The organism is Gluconobacter wancherniae NBRC 103581, from assembly GCF_007988885.1.
GTDB lineage: Bacteria > Pseudomonadota > Alphaproteobacteria > Acetobacterales > Acetobacteraceae > Gluconobacter > Gluconobacter wancherniae.
Genome location: NZ_BJUZ01000001.1, coordinates 1,144,914 through 1,163,437, shown reverse-complemented (window position 1 = coordinate 1,163,437; position 18,524 = coordinate 1,144,914). Strand labels below are relative to the sequence as shown.

Below are 18,524 nucleotides of genomic sequence, written 5' to 3'. Positions count from 1 at the left end.
ATTTATTCTTTTCTCCATGCATCATCGTTTTGATGCATGGATTTTTTTTCGTATCCATTATTAATGATTTTTCATAACAATTCTTCTGACACAGTTCCTCATTAAGTGCGCTTAGATAGGTGGTTGCCTTCATTCAGAGGCCGTACGTGATAAAGCCATGCATAGGGCTCAACGTTATCGAGACATGCATGTGCAGTAGATATGCACCAGTGAGAAAATAACAAATCCGGCCATCCAAAAGATGTTTGCATGGACGTGACCTGCTGCATCCATCGTCGTGGTCATGCAGGCTGTCAGAAAGAAAAGCGTCATCAACGCGCCGGAAAGAACAATCCATATCAGGCGTTTCTTGTTCATCTCATTAACTTTCTAAATTTATGTATCTCCGTAAATGTAAATTTGAACCTAAAAAATGTATGGCGCAAGTCTCAGGCGATTCTTGCGCGGTCGATAAAGTTTCCTGATATTTTTTTTGGAAGCTCTCAGGGTGCGAAAATTCGCCCTGATTCCACCTGTCATATCAGACTGACAACAGCTGCTGCGTCTTCAGTGGAGCCTGTGCTTCCATCGTGTTGCCGCCTGAATAGGCAAGTGCCTTTTCCAGATCGGGGCGGAAGATTTAGAAAACCGCACCCTGAGAAAAGGCTTCGAGTTGGTCGCCAAGCTCTATCGATCAGAAAAGTCGTTTTTTAACATCAACGAAACCTTGCCGCTTCATACCATTCCCTCATTACAAGGTGAGAGATGGAATCACACAGAAGCAACCAAAACCAGTAGGGTTTTGGATCTGGCATGTTCGCCTCTATGGAAGCTCATACAGAGTTTAGGTGAGGCTTAAATTCAGGAGGCTTGAAAAAAGATTTATCCGGGCCACTGAGGCCAGTGCATTAAAGATTGAGCGTGAATTATGAACAATCTTCTGGTTATGAGAAAAAGATCTTTCTTAAAAAGACGTATCTAAAATTTTGATTTTAAGGAATTTTTCTCCGGACCGAATGGTGGGCGCAACAGGGATTGAACCTGTGACCCCTACCATGTCAAAACCGGCTGACCCCAACGAAATCAGAGACTTACAGAGTCAAACACGTTCAAAAACGGCACGCACGATCAAGGAAAAATCGTGCAATGCGTGCGAGCAGCGTACTAGAAACTGACTCTGTTGTCACGGATCTCCGGACCTTTCAGGCAAGTTTTTTTCACAGTGTTCTGGTTTCGAACGGGAGTGCGGAGCGATGAGTCGCCATGCTTCCGTCAAGACGGCTTTCCGCAAGCAGGTTCTGAGCCTCTATTTTGAGCACAAGCTGAAGCCATCCGAAAAGTCAGTGCTCATGACGCTCGCCACCTTCCTGGGGGCGGATGGGCTCTATCCGAGCCACGATGCAATCGCTCGGGCTTGCCGGTATTCCGTGCGAACGGTCATCCGGGCGCTTGAAAGAGGCTATGAACTGGGACTGATCGAGCGAACTCACCGGCGCAAGCGGGTTGAGGGGCGATGGGTAAGAACCAGCAATACCTACAGGCTACTTATCAAGGTCGCTGAGCAGGTTCGCGCAGCAGGAAAACATATGGCCCGCGCCATTTTCCGTGGTGTGAGGGTTCTAAGTGACAGAATGGCGCAGAAGGCGTCTATAGATATACATATTAAAGAGAAACGACTGCTTTCAGGGCCTCGATATCCGGAACCGCACGGTCCAAGCCAGCTTTCACCCAGCGAGTGGGTGGAAATCATCAAAAGTTGGGAAACTACCTGACCCGCAATTCTGTCTGAGCAGCACTGCTAAAGGGCTTTTGGGGCTTGTCACCTTTGACGTAGCCCTGCTCCGTATTACGTAACGTAATACGGAGCTAAGCTCATGGAAACCGTCGTCGTTCGCAAACAGGGTAATTCTGTTGGTGTTACCCTTCCGGCGGAAACACGTATCCGTCTTGGTCTGGAAGTCGGGCAGGAACTCACGCTGGTCGAAATGGACGATGGCATCAAGCTCGTGAAGCGCAATCTCAAACTTGATCGTCAGATGCAGATGGCGCGTGAGATACTGCGTGAGCAGGCAGACGTTTTGCAGGAACTGGCTAAGCGCTGATGGACGATGCGCCTGAGTTTCTGGAGCTTGATGTAGTGCTGTTCATGCATGAGCAGGCTCTGAGGGAATACGGCGGAACCCACGGCCTCTCAAAAGCGAAGATTTGCTGCATAGCGCGTTGGGCCGCGCAGAAAACCGTTGGCACTATGTCGAAGCGCCGAAGCCGGACATCGCGACTCTGGCGGTTGCCTACGCTTGTGGCATTGCGCGTAATCATCCCTTCAATGATGCCAACAAGCAGACAACCTGGAGTTGCTGCGTTCTTTCCCTTCGGCTGAATGGAACGCGTGTGCAGGTCAGCGCCCCGGACGCGGTCGAGGCCATGGTGGCACTTGCCTCTGGCAGAATACAATGCAGGAAGAGGCGTTTGCGATATGGCTCCGGCGGCGTTCCCTGAACGAGTAGATAGAGAGTTCTTACGATTACAGGAGGCCGATTAGGAACTATGAATAGAATTCATCATTCCCACTCCATTATAGACATTGATAAAATTCAATTTTAAATCAATCACTTAAGGTCACAACCATCACAAATACCAAGAAAAATACCAATCTACCCTTCGTATGGAGGATGCAATTTCTGCTTAGCTGAATATATGGTCTCGCCGTCACCTAAGCATAGCTTTGGTTTTTCGTCGCTGAATTCGGATACCTCTAGAGCGTTGATCATAAAGGGAACAAGAGAGCCTAAGTCCCCGGCGCCCCAACAGATCGGGGGAACAAAATTTGAGTTACAGCGTCGGTTCAGGCGACGCTCCTCCAGAACGGTAAGTTGCATCGAATACCATGCCAGCAAGCCAGCGTTTGAAATTTGCGTTGTCGCTGAACTGCTTGAACAGTTCAGTGTGGTCGTCAAGCAATTCCAACACCACGCGATTGAGCGCCTTGTCGTGCTCCAACCGCGCGTTCTGCTTGCCGGAGTTGGCCTGTGCGTTTTGGTAGGCCTTGTCACGTGCCACGCGCACCGGGATTTCCTCGGTGATAACCTGCTTGATCTTGTCGGCGTCGTGCCATTCGATGTTGCCGAACAGATCATTGAACTGCTTCACAATGTTCGAGAGCCTGTCCAGTTCCGGCTCGCCCGTGCCACCGCCATCACTAGGCGGCAGCGGTTCGACAAAGGCATCCGCGTCGTCCATCGACATCTTCATCGCCGCCTGTTCCTGCGCACGGTAGCTGTCCATATCGATGGCGTCCAACACGCCCCTAGAGAGGTCTTCTTCCTTGGGTGCGGGCAGCTTCGGGATCAAGAAGTTCAGAAAAATCGAGAGCTTCTCCCACCCAGGATGGCCGTAAGGTAGAATCGCTGCCAGGAAACTATAGTTGCGTACGAACGCCTTAGCTTTACCCTTGAACTTGACCTGATCGTCTTCGCCGAGCTCGTCATTGTATTCGGCCACGCAGGCATCGAGAATGGGATCGAGCTTGTCGCGGTCTGCTCCACCGAGAAACAGCGCCACCAGATCGTCCACCTGCTGCGAGCTGTAAACCTGCTGCCCGTCCAATTCTGCCTTTAGGTCATGCAGTTTATTGGGGTCGGTTTCGCCTTCCTGAATCGTGGCGCGGTAATACTCCTGAAACGCCACCTTCACGGCTTCGGCGTTGTCGGCGAAGTCAAGCACAAAGGTATCCGCCTTCTGTGGATGTGCCCGGTTCAAACGCGAAAGCGTCTGCACGGCCAACACGCCCGCCAGCGGTTTGTCCACGTACATGGTGTGCAGGAGCGGCTCGTCAAAGCCGGTGACGAACTTGTTCGCAACTATCAGGAAACGATAGGGGTCTTGCTTGAGCTTGTCGGGAATGTCTTTGCTCTGAAAGCCGTTCAGATCGGCCTCCGTCTTCTTCGCGCCGCCGACTTCGGATTCGCCCGAATACGCGATGATGGCCTTGTACGGGCTTTTGATTTCCTTGAGGTAGTCCGACACCTCTCGCCAATAGTCGATGGCTCTCATAATGCCGTTGCAGACGATCATAGCCCTCGCTTTCCCACCGATTTTTTTGGCGCCGATCACCTGCATGGTGAAGTGATCGACCATGATCTCGGCCTTGCGGCGGATGGCCTTGTCGTGGGATTCGACATAGCGCCTGATTTTCTTCAACGCCTTCAGCTTGTCCACCTGCGGATCGTCCTCGATGGTCTTGGCCACGTGGTAAAAGCTGGAAACCGGTGTGTAGTTAGCGATCACATCGAGAATGAAGCCCTCCTGTATCGCCTGCTTGGTGGTATAGGTGAGTTCCTCAGGAGAGCGGTAATGCACCTTGTCGCCCAACGTCTGCCGTTCGCCGAATAATTCCAACGTGCGGGTTTTTGGCGTGGCGGTGAAAGCGTAGTAGCTGGCGTTAGCCAGCATCTTACGCGATTCGATCAGCTTGTTGACCTTGTCCTCAGCAGTTTCTTCTTCATCGTCCGCGTCAGCTGCACCACCGGAAAGCGCCAGGTGCATCTTGGCCGTGGTCTTGCCGCCTTGGCTGGAATGCGCCTCGTCGATCAACAGTGCGAACTTCTTGTCGCCGAGGTCGCCCAGTTCGTCGAGGATGAACGGGAACTTCTGCACCGTGGTGACGATGATCTTCTTGCCTCGGCGCAGGAAGGTCCGCAACTCGTCCGCACTGTCCGAATGGCCGAAGATGTTCGCCACATGATCATAGCCTTTAATGGTGCGCGCGATCTGTGTATCCAGTGCCCGCCGGTCGGTGATGACGACGACTGAATCGAACTGCGCCTGCGTTTCGTCCGCCGCCGTCTTCAGCTCCACCAACTGATGCGCAAGCCAAGCAATAGTGTTGCTCTTACCGCTGCCTGCCGAATGCTGGATGAGGTAGCGTTTGCCCACACCGTCGGCGCGAGAACGCTTCAAGAGGGCACGCACCGTGCGCAATTGGTGGAAGCGCGGGAATACCGGCTTGCGGGTCTTGCGCCTTCTGCCCTTCGCGTCTTCCGTTTCTTCCTCTACTACCTGTGCGTAGTTTTCGATGATGTTAGCCAGCGTGTCCTTCACCAGCACCTGCTTCCACAGGTAGTCGGTTTTTAGGCCATCGGAGTTGAGCGGATTGCCCGCGCCGCTGTTCCAGCCCTGATTGAACGGCAGGAACCACGACGCCTTACCCTTCAACTCGGTGCAGAAGCGCACCTCGGCATCATCCACCGCCATGTGCGCCACACAGCGGCCCGACTGGAATAGTAATTCCTGCGGACTTCGCGTGGTCTGGTACTGGACGATGGCATCCGCTACCGTTTGTTTGGTCAGGGAGTTCTTCAACTCGAAGGTCAACACCGGCAGGCCATTGATGAAAATCACCAAATCCAGCTCGTTGCCGGAATCGTTGCTGTAGCGCAACTGTCGGGTGACGCTGAAGATGTTCTTGTCAAAGGCTTCGGCAGCGGAAGCATTACCCGGCGTCGGCAGCAGCCGGTACAGATCGACATGAACCGGCCCATGGCTTACCCCCTTGCGCAATACGTCCACCACCCCGCGCTTGGTGATCTCGCCTTGCAGCCGGTGCAGGAATTGAGTGCGCTGAATACCATCGGCAGCAAGATTTAGCGTTTCCACTGCCGTAGACTGGGTGGCTTGCAGGAAAGCCAGCAGCTTCGGCACGTCCAGCGCCACATCGCGGTTGTAGTCCTGCGCTTGCCCCTGCACATAACCGCAGGAACGGGCGACGAAGGCAGAATTCTTGGTTTCATGGCTGTATTCAGGTTGGGGAATGCCGGTCAGGCCGCGCACGATGCGCGCCTCGAACCAGCGTTCGCTGGTGTCAGTCTTCGCCATTACCTTCCTCCTCGTCGAATTCGTTGCTGTCATCGTCGCCAAGTGCGGCGAGCATATCGTCGCTGACGGCATCGTCCGGGCCGGGCTGCCAGCCGCGTAGATCAACCTGGCCGGTGACGGCATCCGCGATCAGGCGATCGCGGTATTCGCCGATAAGTTTGATTTCATCTTTGGTGCGGGAGATGGCGTCGTTGACTGGTGCAGTTTCGGTCTCAACATGAGCAACGATCTGCAATTGCTCGGTTTTGCTGGGAATGGGAAAACGAAGTCGCTTCACGACACCGGAGGAAAGATGTTTCACTGTCGTAGATGGCGTGAGTTCATTGATGAACTTAAGCGCTTTCGTGACGACGAGCGCCAAATACTCCGTGGTGATTTTCTTGTGTGGGCGTAGGCAGCATATTCTCTGGTTAAGCAAAGCTCGCCCGCCAAGCCAACGTGCTGCATTAAAATCGCCGTCCATTCCGACGACGAGATCTCCGGTGTTGATTACGGCTTCAAGGACTTCCGGGCCATTGAACTGGACTTCGGTGCGTGTTCGATATAGGTCGCGAATACGCACTAGTGGATGCCCAACAGCAGCATCAAAGAGGCCACTGTCGAACGGATAACCGTTTACGACTTGAACTGCTGAGCCGATGTGTACGACTTCCCAATGCTCCGGCACCTCGCCCAGCCATTGGGTGCCAGAAGGCTTGAGGCTCACACTCGAGTCGAGCCCGCGTGTGACGGCGTGATCGATGATACGCAGCTTCTGTTCGATGAGCAGGTCGATGAGATCACGCTTGGCCTTGATGAAGCGGGCGATGTGCGCATCCTGCGCTCGCAGATAGGAGACGATCTGGTCTTGCTCCGCGCGCGGGGGAACCAGCGACGGCATCTGCTTGAAGGATTCCCAATACAGCCGGTTGCGGTCAGCCACGATGCCTCGCGAGAACTTATTGACCTCGCGCATATATGCAGTAGTGCGGAACAAGTAGCTGAAATAGGCGCTATTGGTTTCGGAGAATGGCTTGACCACGACATAGGCCGGGCTGACCAAACCATCGACCGGCGCGGGACCAAGCGCGCCTTGCCACATGCGCATCATGTTGTAGGCAATGTCGCCTTTGACGGCGCGCTTGTAATTCTCCTTGCGATTCATCACCTGCTTACGTTTCAAGTTCTCCATGTCTCGCACGCGCACACCTGTGCGTAGCGACACTTCCAGAATGGGCAGGTCGGGATAGCCAGTCTCCACACGGTGGCCGAACAGCCGTCCGTTGCGAAGCACCTGCCATCCCTCCGGCACCTTCGCCGCCCATGGTAGACCGGAATCGCGGTAGGCCGGATACTCTACCATCACGCCATCCCCATGACTTTGTCCAGCAAGCCTTCAGTCTGCTGTTCCAGCTTCAGGATGTCGGCGCGGATTTCAGCCAAAGAGCGCAGCGGCGCAGGCTTGTAGAAGTAGCGGGCGAAGGAGATTTCGTAGCCGATCTGGGTCTTCTCGGCATCGATCCAGGCATCGACCGCATGCGGCAACACCTCCCGCTGAAAGAATGCCTCGATGCCGCCCGGTTCCTTAAGCGGCACCTGCTCGGTGTCACGCAGATCGCTGTCGGGTTCGTACTTGACAATGAAGCGATCTTTGCCCGCGGTTTCCAGATACGCGCCATCGAAGCCTAGCTCGAAGTAATCACCCTTCTTCAACTTCGTGCGCTTGGCGATCACCGGCGGCGCGGCCTCGTCGCGCCAGCTCACGGCCTTGAAGAGAGCCTTCTTGTCTGCGGCGGAGAGCTTCTTGTCATGCTCCTTCATCGCTGCGTCGAACTGAGCACGGAAGACGTTATGATCGTCGAACACGACGTCTCCAAGATCCTTCTGCATCAGCAGTGCCATATCGAGCAGCGCCTTGTCGCGCTTCCACGTCGCGGCATCGAGTAGCTTCTTGCGACGTTTTTCCGGCACGGCTTTCTTGGCCGGCGCACTATCCTCGCCACCCTCGTCTCCGCTATCGGCGTCCTCCTTCGCCTCCTCGCTGTCGCCTTTCAGCCATGCTTCAATCTCCGGCTTCAACTTGGCGAAATCAGTGTAGAGCTTACCACCGTACCTAGCCCATAATTCGGTGCGCAGGGCCTCATCGCCCGACACAAAGCGCAGCGTTTCGATGGCGGTGGACTTCAACTGACTTTTTAGGCGCAGCGGGCGTTCGACAGTGATTTTCCAGTAGCCGAAGTCCTCGGTGTCGAACCACTTGGACTGTGCAGTTTCCTGCACTTCGCTCAAGTAGAGGTCGAGAATGCGCTGGATGTCGGCTTCGGCCAGTTCGCAGTTCTTCTTGCCTAGGTTGCGGCGCAGCGGCGCAAACCATTGACTGGCATCAATCAACTGCACCTTACCCTTACGATGCGCAGCCTTGCGATTGGACAACACCCAGATGTAGGTGGCGATGCCGGTGTTGTAGAAGATGTTGAGCGGTAGGGCGATGATGGCTTCGAGCCAGTCATTTTCCAGCACCCAGCGGCGGATGTTACTTTCGCCCTGACCTGCGTCGCCGGTGAAGAGTGCCGAGCCGTTGTGGACAAGGGCAATGCGACTACCCACGCCGTCGGCAGGCACGTTGTGCTTCATCTTGGACAGCTTGTTCACGAGGAACATGAGTTGGCCGTCGCTGGAACGGGTGATGAGTTTCAACTCCGGATTGTCGCCGTGCTGGACGACGAAGCGCGGATCGTTGAAGCCTGCCTTACCGCCCATGCGCTCCAGATCAGTCTTCCAGCTCTTACCGTAGGGCGGGTTGGAGATCATGAAGTCGAATTCGCGCGAGCGGAACTGGTCAGCGGAAAGCGTGGATTTGTCCACGCCGCCAACGATGTATTCGGCTTCGTCGCCTTCGCCTTTCAACAACATATCCGCCTTGCAGATGGCGTAAGTTTCGGGATTGATCTCCTGCCCGAACAGGTGGATCGAGACTTCCTTGCCGTGTTCGTCAGCCAGCTCCTGCAAAGCTTCTTCAGCCACGGTGAGCATGCCGCCGGTGCCGCAGGAACCGTCATACAGCAGATAGGTGCCCGACTTGATGCGCTCGGCTACGGGCAAGAACAGCAGCTTGGCCATAAACTTGACCACATCGCGCGGGGTAAAATGCTCGCCTGCTTCCTCGTTGTTTTCTTCGTTGAAGCGGCGGATCAGTTCTTCGAACACGGTACCCATACCGTGGTTGTCCAGTGGCGGCAGCTTAACGCGCCCGTCGGCATCCTTCACCGGCAGGGGCGAAAGATTGATTTCCGGATCAAGGAAGTCCTCAATCAGATAACCGAGGACATGGGCGTCCACCAGCGTTTGAATCTGGTCGCGGAATTTGAACTTGGCGAGGATTTCCTGCACGTTTGGCGAAAAGCCGTCTAGATAAGCAATGAAGTCTTCGCGCAAGCGTTGTCCCTGGCTGCTGGATTTGAGCTTTGCGAGCGTGAATTCAGAAGTGTTGTAGAACGCCTGCCCCGCCGTCATGCGCAACGCGCCGTCCTGTTCAGCAATACCCTTCGCATCGAGAAACTTCTTGCGCTCCAACACTGCCTGTTTGGTGGGTTCAAGCACAGCATCCAGCCGTCGCAGCACGATAAACGGCAAAATCACGTCGCGGTACTTACCGCGCACGTACACATCACGCAGCCGATCGTCCGCAATGTTCCAGATAAAATCGGATAGCCATTTAATTTGACTTTGATCTTGGTGTCTTTTCATAATTACAATAGCCTACCGTCTTTACTTCTTTTTTGCGCACTCAATCGCACCGTGTGTAGTTGGCAGTGCTAGAGGAACGATTTTCAATATTTGCTGCGGGTTTGTAGCGTTGCTGTTTCCGTTGACGCGCTGAAAGCTTTGCACAGTCATGGATGTCGTGGTTTTACGACGCCAACATGCTTGTACAGCGTTGTCCTGGAAACCCCATAGCGACGCGCCACGTCGGCCACCTGAATTTCTGGGTCACGCAGGAGAGCCCTAATTTCTTTAACCTGCGCCTCCCCCAGCTTGGGTTTGCGCCCACCTCTGCGTCCTCGAGCACGCGCTGCCGCGAGCCCGGCACGGGTTCGTTCGCGGATCAGGTTGCGTTCAAATTCAGCTAGGGCGGCAAAGACGTGGAAAACTAGCTTTCCAGCGGCGCTCCCCGTTTCTATTTTCTCAGCGAGACTTTCAAAACTGATACCGCCGCGTTCAAGATCGGCCACGATCTGCACCAAGTCGGACAAGCTACGGCCGAGCCTATCCAAGCGCCAGACCACCAGAGTGTCACCGCTACGCAGAGCCTTCCGGCATTGCTTCAGCTCCGGCCGCACGGTGCTCTTGCCGCTTGCAGCCTCCTCATAGATGAGACTGCACCCAGCCTGCTGAAGCGCATCCCGCTGGAGGTGCAGATGCTGGTCTTCCGTTGAGACCCGTGCATATCCGATACGCTGATTCATTGACAAAACCGGAACATTGAAAACTTAACGGCAATATTAACTCAGCAAGTAGTGTTCCGCTAGTCGGAAATAGTTGTTGTTGCGGTGTCCGGAAAATGACCGTTTTATGAACAGTGATAATCATAAGGTTCGATAATGCTTGATCTTATGCCGTTTCTAAAGACGCTGCGCTCGCATACTCAAGCCATACCTTTTTCACATGGCTCGGGCTGCAGTCTATCAAACGCGCTGTTTCCAAGATGCTGTTTCCTGCTTCGCGCAAAGTGATAATGCGCTCGTGCACTTCATGGTTTGGTTTTCGCCCGCGATAGCGCCCCGAGGCTTTCGCCTGCTCAATACCCTGTTTTTGACGCGCCCTCATTTCTTCGTAGTTTTCCCGCGCGGTTTGTAGGGCAAGTCGTAGAAGCATCTCTTGTTTGACTTCTAAGTCACCGTATATCACGGCATCAGTTTCGGATGGAACTTCAGATAGATCTACCAATCCGGGAATGACAAGCCGAACTCGATACTGCCGGATAGCCTGAACCAGCCTATCTGCTTCTCCCAATGGAAGGTGACTAAGACGGTTCATTTTTTCTGCGACTACTAGTTCTCCTGCTTGGAGATCAGAGATCATTCTTCCCAATTCAGGTCGATCGGGAGATGGGCCAGATGGCTTTTCTCTGTATATAGCAGCAATATAATATCCTGACATTCTAATATTCTCTATTATTTTATCCTGCCTTATTTGATCATGCTTGTTGTTACTAATTCGAAGATAAAATCGCGCTATATTTGGATAAATATTACTAATTTTATTTTGCTTTATTTTTTCTGGGGTCATCGGGGAAGGTTCAATTTTACTACTCGGAGCTTTTTTAGATTTCAAACGAAAATCTCACTCTAAAAAATATTCTCATCTACAATGCTTTAAGAAGCATAGGGCTATGGAATGCTGCTGTAACTCCTCTCCTCGCTCGTCCACAAAGCACTTACGATCATCGTGTAAATGGTGAGGTTCAGAGAGTTGGAGGCCTCCCTGAACCTCGTCGTGCAACCGTGTAGGAGGCATAAATAGCTTGGAGGAAAAATTGGAAGTTATGCAAGCCAAGCTTGGAGAGGGAGAAGCAAATTAATGCTTCTCCCTCGGACCTGTTGACCGGTCAGCCGTTCCCAACGGGACAGCCGAAGGACTACCTGTGCAACGCCCAGGCCCCAGGAAAGGGGCGTCCTCTTTTACCGCAGGTTTTGCCGGTTACCCGGCGTACAGAACTCGACATCCTCATAAGATTATCTCCTTATTGCTGCATGTGCATTGATTGCTGATTGTTGAAAAACTGCCAGTTTTAAGGGGAATGCGACCAACATTCCCTTTTCCCCCGGTCGATCGTGGTACCACCCACGAGGACCAGGAACATCGTCACCGGGTGCCGCCAGGCACCCTCTGTATTGCTTCTCTGTCGCATGGACCTTTCGAGACTTTGACAGGACGAGGAACCACCCTCGAAATCCCTGCCTCTCCCCAACGCTTCGGATAAACCGCGAAGGGGATTTTCACTCTACTAAGCCCGCTCCCGGTCATAGGCTGTCGCTCAGGAACCACCCCGAGCAGCCCTTAGACCTTCCCGCGTTATTCAGACGGATTTTAACGAGCAGTACGCGAGCATCTCACCATGATTGCTAGGCTCTCGGAGCCTTTCGACCGTGCCGGGGCACGGCCAATTTGGGGGGACCGAACATCCAAAGCGCCTCCCTTACTCACATCATGGTTTCCAATTTTACCCACCGGGACACTATAGGCCCCGGCACTCGCACTTTCTCTCCGCGCAGCGTCCTACTGAACGCCGTTACAGGCTTGAGCTATCCAACGATCCAAGTGGCTTGCGCCCCCTGGTACCGCCTCATCCAGGTTTCCCCTCTGAGGCCCATGACGGTTTCCCGCCATGCCGTCGCCCACCTGCGCGGCACACGTTCGACAATCCCTTGCCGCCCGTAGAACGGACTGGATACCGTTTCTCCCATCTGACAGGCTCACCCCTTGCCGAAACCGGCAGGGGTGGCCGTGTCCGCGTCGCCCATCTTCATCTTGAAATGTCAAAGATCGGATTGGATCGAACGGGGGAGTTTCACCCCCGAGCGTCCGTTGCAACCGGACGAGCCCGATTAAAGGCATCCGGCTACAGCAACAGATCGGGTGGGGCTGGTTAGGCCGCACCCTGCTTGCCGATGGTTAGACGGCAGGCGTGCCCCGACTGGGGCGGCAATACGAAGTGACGTGCTGAGGTGGTGGTTTGTAGCCTGGCCCTCTCCTTTCATGGGGCCGGATTGGTGGGGTGCTGTTGGTGCAGCACCGGAAGGATGGCGAGGGTCGGTCCTGATGCTTGGCGGACATCGAAGATCGACCACGAGGGATACGATTTCGACGACCAGAATCAGGAACCGGAACGCCGGTTCTTTCGGTGTGCCAGCGACCGGCACGCATTACGGCTTTCTATGTGAGGATCGGGTGTCGGCATCCAGCCGCCCCGCGTATGTCAATCAACGCGCATGCAGGACGTGGAGGTCCTGCCAGGGCAGGATGCCTCACCCTGATTCCGCCCATCAAGTAATTTTTTATAGGATGTTCAAGTTATAAAGTATTCGAACGGCTTTCCGTTCGTATTCCGCTTATTTTATATGAAGTATACAACCCACCTCGCGATAGGTGAGTTTCCTTGAAAAATACCATTATAAATCAACAATATATATAAAATTCGAACGTTTTCGACGGTTATCGACGGAATCCGAACGAAATCGACGGTTATCGAACGTATTTGAACGAAAACGAACGTTTCTGAACGCCTGTCACGTCCTGGCCGCGCACTCACGTCGGGGTGTTGCGCGAATTAAGTATAGGATTATTAATGTATCGCGATACATTAATGGTGGGTGTTGAAAAAATGTATCTGTATTTTGACGCTACCTTATTTTTTAATTTCTGTGTTACGGTTCGTGCGCGGTTTTCTCAAAGTTAAAGTGTATTTAAGTGAGTATTTTATTGCCGCTTAAATATGCCGGTTGAACATAGAAAACGCGCCATGAACATGACTGAGGATATGCGCGGGAGTGCAAAAAATATGACCGTAAATATGTTCAAAAGTGCTTTGGCAGTCACGATTTTTGCGCTGTGCAGCATATCCGTTGATGCAAAAGCGCAGGTCATAGTGACCGATCCAAAGACCGAAGTTAGTACCGACCTGGGCTATCTCGAAGCTGCCAAGTCCTACCTGCAACAAGGTCAGCAGTACTACATGCAGGGAGAGCAGTATTACGCGCAGCTAGAGCAGGCGGCGCAAGAAATACAGAATGCTAAAGGTCTGGCTAATATCGCTTCATTGGGGGGTGGATCACTGGATTCTGATATTTCCCGCCTTGAGAGCGTCACGGATGACCTGAGTGATCTTTATTCACTGAACGGGTTTGGTGGGAATTTCTCTCAGGCAGCGAGAGAGGTTCTTTCCAGAACCTACAATCTACCGGGAAGCACCAGCTCCCAGGCAGGTGCGGCCAGCCTGATGGGCCTAGCCCGACAGATGCCGGATACGATCGGGCGGCCCGTGATACCAACCAGTCCATGCGGGAGGCTGCATCTCTGGCGTCAGTGAACGAGTATCGTCAGGCATCGACCCAGGTGATGCAGCGACAGGACGAGGCTCTGGCCGACTTGGGAGATGATGATGTGGGGGCGTCCACGCAGCTCATCGCGGCCGAGCAGTCCACTGCGTTGCATCAGAACGACGCCAGCTTGCAGTTACAGCAGACCACGGCGGACATGGCTTTCCAACAGCATATTCGACAACTGGAAATCGAGAACGACATTGCTGAAAAGAACCTCAAGCATCTGCAAAAGGTGCAGGCTTTTGAAGCATCGAGTGACTGACATGAGACAGGTTCTATTGTTGGCTACAGTGGTGGCCGGGTTGGGTGTGGGCGAGCCCCACACGGCTCATGCACAAATCATAGACCCCGAATGGCGGGCGACGCAGGCCGCCATAAAAGCCGATGAGCAGAAGCAATGCCGGCACATGACGCTAACACGCAAGTTTCAGTGCCAAGAGCAGCTCCAGGAAACCTACACGGCAAAGGGGCTTGTGTCAGGCACGATGCCCTATGTGCGTCGGCGATTTGGTGGAGAGAGCGTTCAGGAGCTTGACCAAGAGATACGATCTATCAACCGGACGTACAGCCAGGCACGCCGTTTGAACGGTTATGAGTATCCTCTGTCTGGTGAACTTACCGCAGACATGCAGCAAGGTAATGTCAGCTATCTGAGCAGGCTGATAGAGGAAAAGGGCGGGATGTCGCCGCTTCTGCCATTCGGGAACAGATAGCGGTAGAAAAGAAGATAATTGTCTATCGCTACCTTTCGCAAGGAAGCGAATTTTTCAAGAAGGTAAGTGTTCGAGGATTGCATAATTGACGGCTGCTTCCGCCCTCAATGTTGCCGTTCTGGTGAGTTTGCGATTTCCCTAAAGTAGACATAGAAGGGTAATCATGACGCTTGATAAGCTTGGACCACGCATTTGCATTATGGGGCCGTCCAACAGCGGGAAGTCCACGTTGGCGGACGCGATATCACGGGCACGCGGCCTAAAAACCGTAAATCTCGATCAATTGAGCCACCTTCCTCACACCGACTGGCTCTCTAGAAGCTCAGAAGAGTTCAAGGCGCTTCATGACGCGGAAATTTTAGGTTCATTTTGGGTTATTGAGGGTAATTATTCTTCTCTGCTCCCACAACGATTGGAACGAGCAACTGGATTTATCCTTCTTGATGTTCCCACTGCTGTCAGTCTTTATCGCTATCTAAGGCGCTGTTGGATTAAGGGGGTTCGGCTAGGTGGGCTAGAGGGTAGCCGCGACAGCGTGAAATGGGGCATGATCCGTCACATTATCGGAGTCACTCGGTCCAATCGTGACCGGAACAAGCGTCTGTTTGGCGGTATCAGTCTGCCAAAGTTAGAACTCACTTCTACCAAAGCATTGGACGATTTTTACCGTGTTAATGGTTTGAAACGCTCACGCCCATACCGTCTTTATTCGGACGTCTGATAGCGCAAACCGAGTACAAACCGGAACATAAGCTGTTCTTCATTTGCTCGCAGTTTGCCTGGCAAATAACCGTGACTGTGCTGCCTGTTCCACTTGCAGTAACAAGTGGAACAGGCAGCTCCCGCCCTCATACCAGATGCTTACAACAAAGTTACCTCATGCAAAACTAGTATAGATCTTTCCTCATTCATCCCGGTAGCCAGCCAGAATCCTCGTGTTTGATGGTACCGTCTGGCCTGATAGTATTGATGCGGCGCATGGTGATAGTCTCCCACCCCTCAGCTTCGCCGGTCCCTTTGCCTCTCGGGCCGCTAATTATCATAGCAATAGCGAACCATCTTTGCAGGCCGTTGTGGGTTCCGTGCGATAATACAGGTCCTCCGGAGCAGCCGGACATATTGTAACCTAATGGTTTTTTCCACGGGGCCCAGGGAGCCTCTTCGTCTCTGGCAGGGTCATAAGTGACTTTCAAATCCATTTCACTTTCCGCATCGACGATCGCAAAGCCGCCGCATGAGAACAAAGTTACGGCTCCGGGCTCGGCCGCCGTACGTTCGGCTTCTGGGAAACCACAAAAGGTCACAGTCCGACCTTCCAACGATCCCAGCGGCGGCCAACCACCTCTGCAATCCAAGACTGTGGCACCAATTTCTTCGACCAGTTCATCGGAAACTCGGAAAGTCGCAATGTCTTGCTTAGAGCAGGAGGCAATAACGAGACTTGCCAAGTCAATTGGTTTTGACGTCCGAATTTGGCAGATAATGTTACAGTTTAGGGCTGTCTCGTGTTGCAGGGATTCGACCACATGGCTGGCGGTCACCCCGATAATGCCGTCTGCAAAGCGCAGAAAAAAGCAAGTGCCACCGTAGATACGTCTAGGCCAACCTGCCTTACTGTCATGCCAGATTATTGGATTGGCGACCTTCAGAGTGAAGCTTGTGAGTTCTTCAGCCAACGCCAGTTCGTTAGGGTCACCCTTCAAATCAGCCTCCTGTTAAAGCTGCCAATCCTCATGGACTTTTGGACAACAGTCAAAATCCCAAGGAGCAATTGGGATCGTCAAGAAGTAATCCCGCTGCCGGAGACTAGCACAGAAGTTGGCAAACAGACATCATTGACTCAAGTATATGGAAACTCTACTTACCTCAATGTCTCCTCCTTGGATTGTGTTGTCAGGTCAATAATGACTGCGTAGGGCGCGTAACTCTCATGAATGACGGGTACGGGAAGGCAGCTCTCCTAATTATCGTCTTCCGAGAGCAGACGTTCTGCTCTCCCCCCTGATCAGCCGCTGGAGCTGAAACCATGGCTGCTGCAGAAAGCCGCTTGCGTTAGCATGCTTTTGGCAAACAAGACGAGTAGCCTTTGCTAAACCTCTTTCCGGCGAATCATGACCCCCGATATCCATAATGGAAGCACGATTAAGTCATCTCCCAGGCAGGATCGCAGCGTATTATCTCCTGACGATGAGGGAAGAAGGGAAGTATTCTTTAAGTAAAGAAATAATATATACTTTACACGATTAAAAACTAACTATAACGTATTATCTCGTTATGCGGATTACATCTTATAAGAAATAGAAACGAGATGTGTGTTCTTAAGAAAAATCCAGATCTACCTATTCCGAAAGGTGCACGTGCTTCCCGATCGCTTCTTGTGCGTCACGCCAATGAATTACGACGCTTGCGTGAAGAAGAATGGTCTTATGAGTCCATCCATGAGGCATTCTTGGAATGCTATGGTGAAGTCTTCTCTATGTCGCTGCAAGTTTTTCGCGAACGAGCAAGGCGCGTTCTTCAAAAAGAGCTGGGCAAAGAAGCAAAGCTTTTAGAGGCGGCGTTACGAGTAAACCTCGAATGATGCCGAGTTATATTTTGTTTACAGAAAGTGAGGCAGCATCTCGTCTAGGCGTCTCTACCATTACTCTGCGACGTGAGAGGCATGAAGGCCGGATCGGCTATCTAAAAATTCGCGCCCGTGTACGTTATTCTGAAGTTCATCTAACGGATTATCTTGCAAGGAATGAAAGATGCCCGAGGCCGATACCGTCTTCCGAATTGGGCAATTCTTTCTCGGAAAACGCCCTAACTCAAAGGCATGGTGTGCCTGCTGGTATGATTCGAAAACCAGACAAACAAAACGAGCATCTCTTGGCACAGATGTTTTTCAAGAAGCGCAGCTAAAGCTTGCAGAATATGTGACAGGAAACGCGAAGAGGAAGAATGAACCAACATCTGAGGTGAGTTTAGCTTCGGTTTTTATGCGTTATTTCAAAAATCATAGTGAGAAAACGCGAAGTGCAGGCCCCAATAGACGGGCATTGGAGCTTATGCTCGACCATGTGGATCCAGGCGCGTCTGTTGCTAGCTATACCGTGGCTGAGCAGCGTAGGATTGCGACATGTTTGCGCAGAAAAGGGTATTCTGCTGGCTACACGCGACGTGTCATGGGTATCGCTGCTGCGGGGGTGAATTGGGCTTGGAAGAATGGCGAAATTGACCGTCAAATTCCGATTGTGTTGCCCCCCGAAGGTAGTGGACGCGAACGAATAATGACGATTGAAGAGATGGCTCGTCTTTGGGAGGTAGATATGCCACCGCATCTCCGCATGTTTCTCGCGCTTCTTATTGGAACTGCGTCTCGTCCGGAGGCTCTCTTACAGCTCACGCGTGAGCAGTGTGATTTGCGTCATGGTGTCATAGACCTCAATCCTACAGGACGTATGCGAACCAAAAAGAGACGCCCGCGCATTCCAATCCCTAATTTTTTGAAGTCATGGATTGAAGATGTGCCGATTGGTCATCTCGTAACATATAAGAGCAAACCGATACTTAAGATTAATGGCGCATGGCGAGCTGCGCGCGAAGCCGCATGCCTTTCACAAGAGATTGTACCTTACACGGTTCGTCATACGATGGCGACCGAGCTTATCACCCGTGGTGTCCCTGAAATTGAGGTTGCTTCCCTAATGGGGCACGCCATGCCGAATCTTAGGACGACGGGTCGTTACGTACACGTACGTCCAGACTTTCTCGCGAATGCCAAACAGGCTATTGACGAGGTCGCAAGCACCATTGACCGGGTGGCAGCCCGATCAATGGTAAAATCTCAATTTGCGTGCTAGTAGCGTGTTAGACTCAACAGCAAAGGATGGCA

Annotated in this window: 16 protein-coding genes and 1 pseudogene; 10 read left to right on the top strand and 7 right to left on the bottom strand. The window is 52.7% G+C overall.

Going from position 1 to position 18,524, the window contains the following annotated elements:
- Positions 1–174 precede the first annotated feature (174 nt).
- A complete protein-coding gene (locus tag GWA01_RS05395) occupies positions 175–357 on the bottom strand; it encodes a hypothetical protein (protein ID WP_146794742.1) in 183 nt (60 codons plus the stop codon).
- Positions 358–1,232: 875 nt separating this feature from the next.
- Here GWA01_RS05395 and GWA01_RS05390 point away from each other — a divergent pair.
- The 3 genes from GWA01_RS05390 to GWA01_RS05380 all read left to right on the top strand — a co-directional run bounded on the left by GWA01_RS05390 (position 1,233) and on the right by GWA01_RS05380 (position 2,478).
- Positions 1,233–1,751 (top strand): helix-turn-helix domain-containing protein, encoded by a 519-nt coding sequence (locus GWA01_RS05390; RefSeq protein ID WP_146794740.1) that lies wholly within the window; start codon positions 1,233–1,235, stop codon positions 1,749–1,751.
- 102 nt (positions 1,752–1,853) lie between these two features.
- Entirely contained in the window at positions 1,854–2,081 is a 228-nt protein-coding gene (locus GWA01_RS05385) for an AbrB/MazE/SpoVT family DNA-binding domain-containing protein (RefSeq protein ID WP_146794739.1), read from the top strand.
- Between the two features lie 103 nt (positions 2,082–2,184).
- Positions 2,185–2,478 (top strand): type II toxin-antitoxin system death-on-curing family toxin, encoded by a 294-nt coding sequence (locus GWA01_RS05380; RefSeq protein ID WP_306416090.1) that lies wholly within the window; start codon positions 2,185–2,187, stop codon positions 2,476–2,478.
- A gap of 333 nt (positions 2,479–2,811) precedes the next feature.
- Here GWA01_RS05380 and GWA01_RS05375 read toward each other — a convergent pair whose 3' ends face one another.
- The 5 genes from GWA01_RS05375 to GWA01_RS05355 all read right to left on the bottom strand — a co-directional run bounded on the left by GWA01_RS05375 (position 2,812) and on the right by GWA01_RS05355 (position 11,121).
- On the bottom strand, positions 2,812–5,853 hold the full coding sequence (locus GWA01_RS05375) for a type I restriction endonuclease subunit R (RefSeq protein WP_146794737.1): 3,042 nt from the start codon (positions 5,851–5,853) through the stop codon (positions 2,812–2,814).
- A complete protein-coding gene (locus GWA01_RS05370) occupies positions 5,840–7,195 on the bottom strand; it encodes a restriction endonuclease subunit S (RefSeq protein ID WP_186819469.1) in 1,356 nt (451 codons plus the stop codon). Before GWA01_RS05370 ends, GWA01_RS05375 begins: the two co-directional genes overlap by 14 nt.
- Positions 7,195–9,579, bottom strand: a complete 2,385-nt coding sequence (locus tag GWA01_RS05365; RefSeq protein WP_222592691.1) for a type I restriction-modification system subunit M — start codon at positions 9,577–9,579, stop codon at positions 7,195–7,197. The genes GWA01_RS05370 and GWA01_RS05365 overlap by 1 nt, the downstream gene beginning before the upstream one ends.
- A 146-nt stretch (positions 9,580–9,725) precedes the next feature.
- Entirely contained in the window at positions 9,726–10,298 is a 573-nt protein-coding gene (locus GWA01_RS05360) for a recombinase family protein (protein WP_146794733.1), read from the bottom strand.
- 145 nt (positions 10,299–10,443) lie between these two features.
- On the bottom strand, positions 10,444–11,121 hold the full coding sequence (locus tag GWA01_RS05355; RefSeq protein WP_146794731.1) for a recombinase family protein: 678 nt from the start codon (positions 11,119–11,121) through the stop codon (positions 10,444–10,446).
- Between the two features lie 2,272 nt (positions 11,122–13,393).
- Between GWA01_RS05355 and GWA01_RS05350 the strand changes: the two genes are divergently transcribed.
- The 4 genes from GWA01_RS05350 to GWA01_RS05335 all read left to right on the top strand — a co-directional run bounded on the left by GWA01_RS05350 (position 13,394) and on the right by GWA01_RS05335 (position 15,368).
- Positions 13,394–13,921, top strand: a complete 528-nt coding sequence (locus GWA01_RS05350; protein ID WP_146794729.1) for a hypothetical protein — start codon at positions 13,394–13,396, stop codon at positions 13,919–13,921.
- Complete coding sequence (locus tag GWA01_RS05345; protein WP_186819468.1) at positions 13,918–14,196, top strand: hypothetical protein; 279 nt, start codon at positions 13,918–13,920, stop codon at positions 14,194–14,196. Before GWA01_RS05350 ends, GWA01_RS05345 begins: the two co-directional genes overlap by 4 nt.
- Before the next feature lies 1 nt (position 14,197).
- Positions 14,198–14,647, top strand: a complete 450-nt coding sequence (locus GWA01_RS05340) for a hypothetical protein (RefSeq protein ID WP_146794725.1) — start codon at positions 14,198–14,200, stop codon at positions 14,645–14,647.
- 163 nt (positions 14,648–14,810) lie between these two features.
- Complete coding sequence (locus GWA01_RS05335; protein WP_146794723.1) at positions 14,811–15,368, top strand: P-loop NTPase family protein; 558 nt, start codon at positions 14,811–14,813, stop codon at positions 15,366–15,368.
- Positions 15,369–15,555: 187 nt separating this feature from the next.
- Here the strand turns inward: GWA01_RS05335 and GWA01_RS05330 are convergent, their stop codons facing one another.
- Positions 15,556–16,350, bottom strand: a complete 795-nt coding sequence (locus GWA01_RS05330; protein WP_146794721.1) for a hypothetical protein — start codon at positions 16,348–16,350, stop codon at positions 15,556–15,558.
- 605 nt (positions 16,351–16,955) lie between these two features.
- On the opposite strand from GWA01_RS05330, the gene GWA01_RS05325 reads away from it, so the two are divergent.
- The 3 genes and pseudogenes from GWA01_RS05325 to GWA01_RS05320 all read left to right on the top strand — a co-directional run bounded on the left by GWA01_RS05325 (position 16,956) and on the right by GWA01_RS05320 (position 18,492).
- Entirely contained in the window at positions 16,956–17,228 is a 273-nt protein-coding gene (locus GWA01_RS05325) for a hypothetical protein (RefSeq protein WP_146794719.1), read from the top strand.
- A pseudogene (locus GWA01_RS13365) lies at positions 17,225–17,380 on the top strand (helix-turn-helix domain-containing protein); the annotation flags it as partial. The gene GWA01_RS05325 and the pseudogene GWA01_RS13365, both read left to right, overlap by 4 nt.
- Before the next feature lie 17 nt (positions 17,381–17,397).
- Positions 17,398–18,492, top strand: a complete 1,095-nt coding sequence (locus GWA01_RS05320) for a tyrosine-type recombinase/integrase (RefSeq protein WP_023942373.1) — start codon at positions 17,398–17,400, stop codon at positions 18,490–18,492.
- Positions 18,493–18,524 lie beyond the last annotated feature (32 nt).

Excerpts from the sequence above, each read along its gene's own strand:
- GWA01_RS05395 (WP_146794742.1), bottom strand. The coding sequence starts at position 357 with ATGAACAAGAAACGCCTGATATGGATTGTTCTTTCCGGCGCGTTGATG.
- GWA01_RS05390 (WP_146794740.1), top strand. The coding sequence starts at position 1,233 with ATGAGTCGCCATGCTTCCGTCAAGACGGCTTTCCGCAAGCAGGTTCTG.
- GWA01_RS05385 (WP_146794739.1), top strand. The coding sequence starts at position 1,854 with ATGGAAACCGTCGTCGTTCGCAAACAGGGTAATTCTGTTGGTGTTACC.
- GWA01_RS05375 (WP_146794737.1), bottom strand. The coding sequence starts at position 5,853 with ATGGCGAAGACTGACACCAGCGAACGCTGGTTCGAGGCGCGCATCGTG.
- GWA01_RS05370 (WP_186819469.1), bottom strand. The coding sequence starts at position 7,195 with ATGGTAGAGTATCCGGCCTACCGCGATTCCGGTCTACCATGGGCGGCG.
- GWA01_RS05365 (WP_222592691.1), bottom strand. The coding sequence starts at position 9,579 with ATGAAAAGACACCAAGATCAAAGTCAAATTAAATGGCTATCCGATTTT.
- GWA01_RS05360 (WP_146794733.1), bottom strand. The coding sequence starts at position 10,298 with ATGAATCAGCGTATCGGATATGCACGGGTCTCAACGGAAGACCAGCAT.
- GWA01_RS05355 (WP_146794731.1), bottom strand. The coding sequence starts at position 11,121 with ATGACCCCAGAAAAAATAAAGCAAAATAAAATTAGTAATATTTATCCA.
- GWA01_RS05350 (WP_146794729.1), top strand. The coding sequence starts at position 13,394 with ATGACCGTAAATATGTTCAAAAGTGCTTTGGCAGTCACGATTTTTGCG.
- GWA01_RS05340 (WP_146794725.1), top strand. The coding sequence starts at position 14,198 with ATGAGACAGGTTCTATTGTTGGCTACAGTGGTGGCCGGGTTGGGTGTG.
- GWA01_RS05335 (WP_146794723.1), top strand. The coding sequence starts at position 14,811 with ATGACGCTTGATAAGCTTGGACCACGCATTTGCATTATGGGGCCGTCC.
- GWA01_RS05325 (WP_146794719.1), top strand. The coding sequence starts at position 16,956 with ATGTGTGTTCTTAAGAAAAATCCAGATCTACCTATTCCGAAAGGTGCA.
- GWA01_RS05320 (WP_023942373.1), top strand. The coding sequence starts at position 17,398 with ATGCCCGAGGCCGATACCGTCTTCCGAATTGGGCAATTCTTTCTCGGA.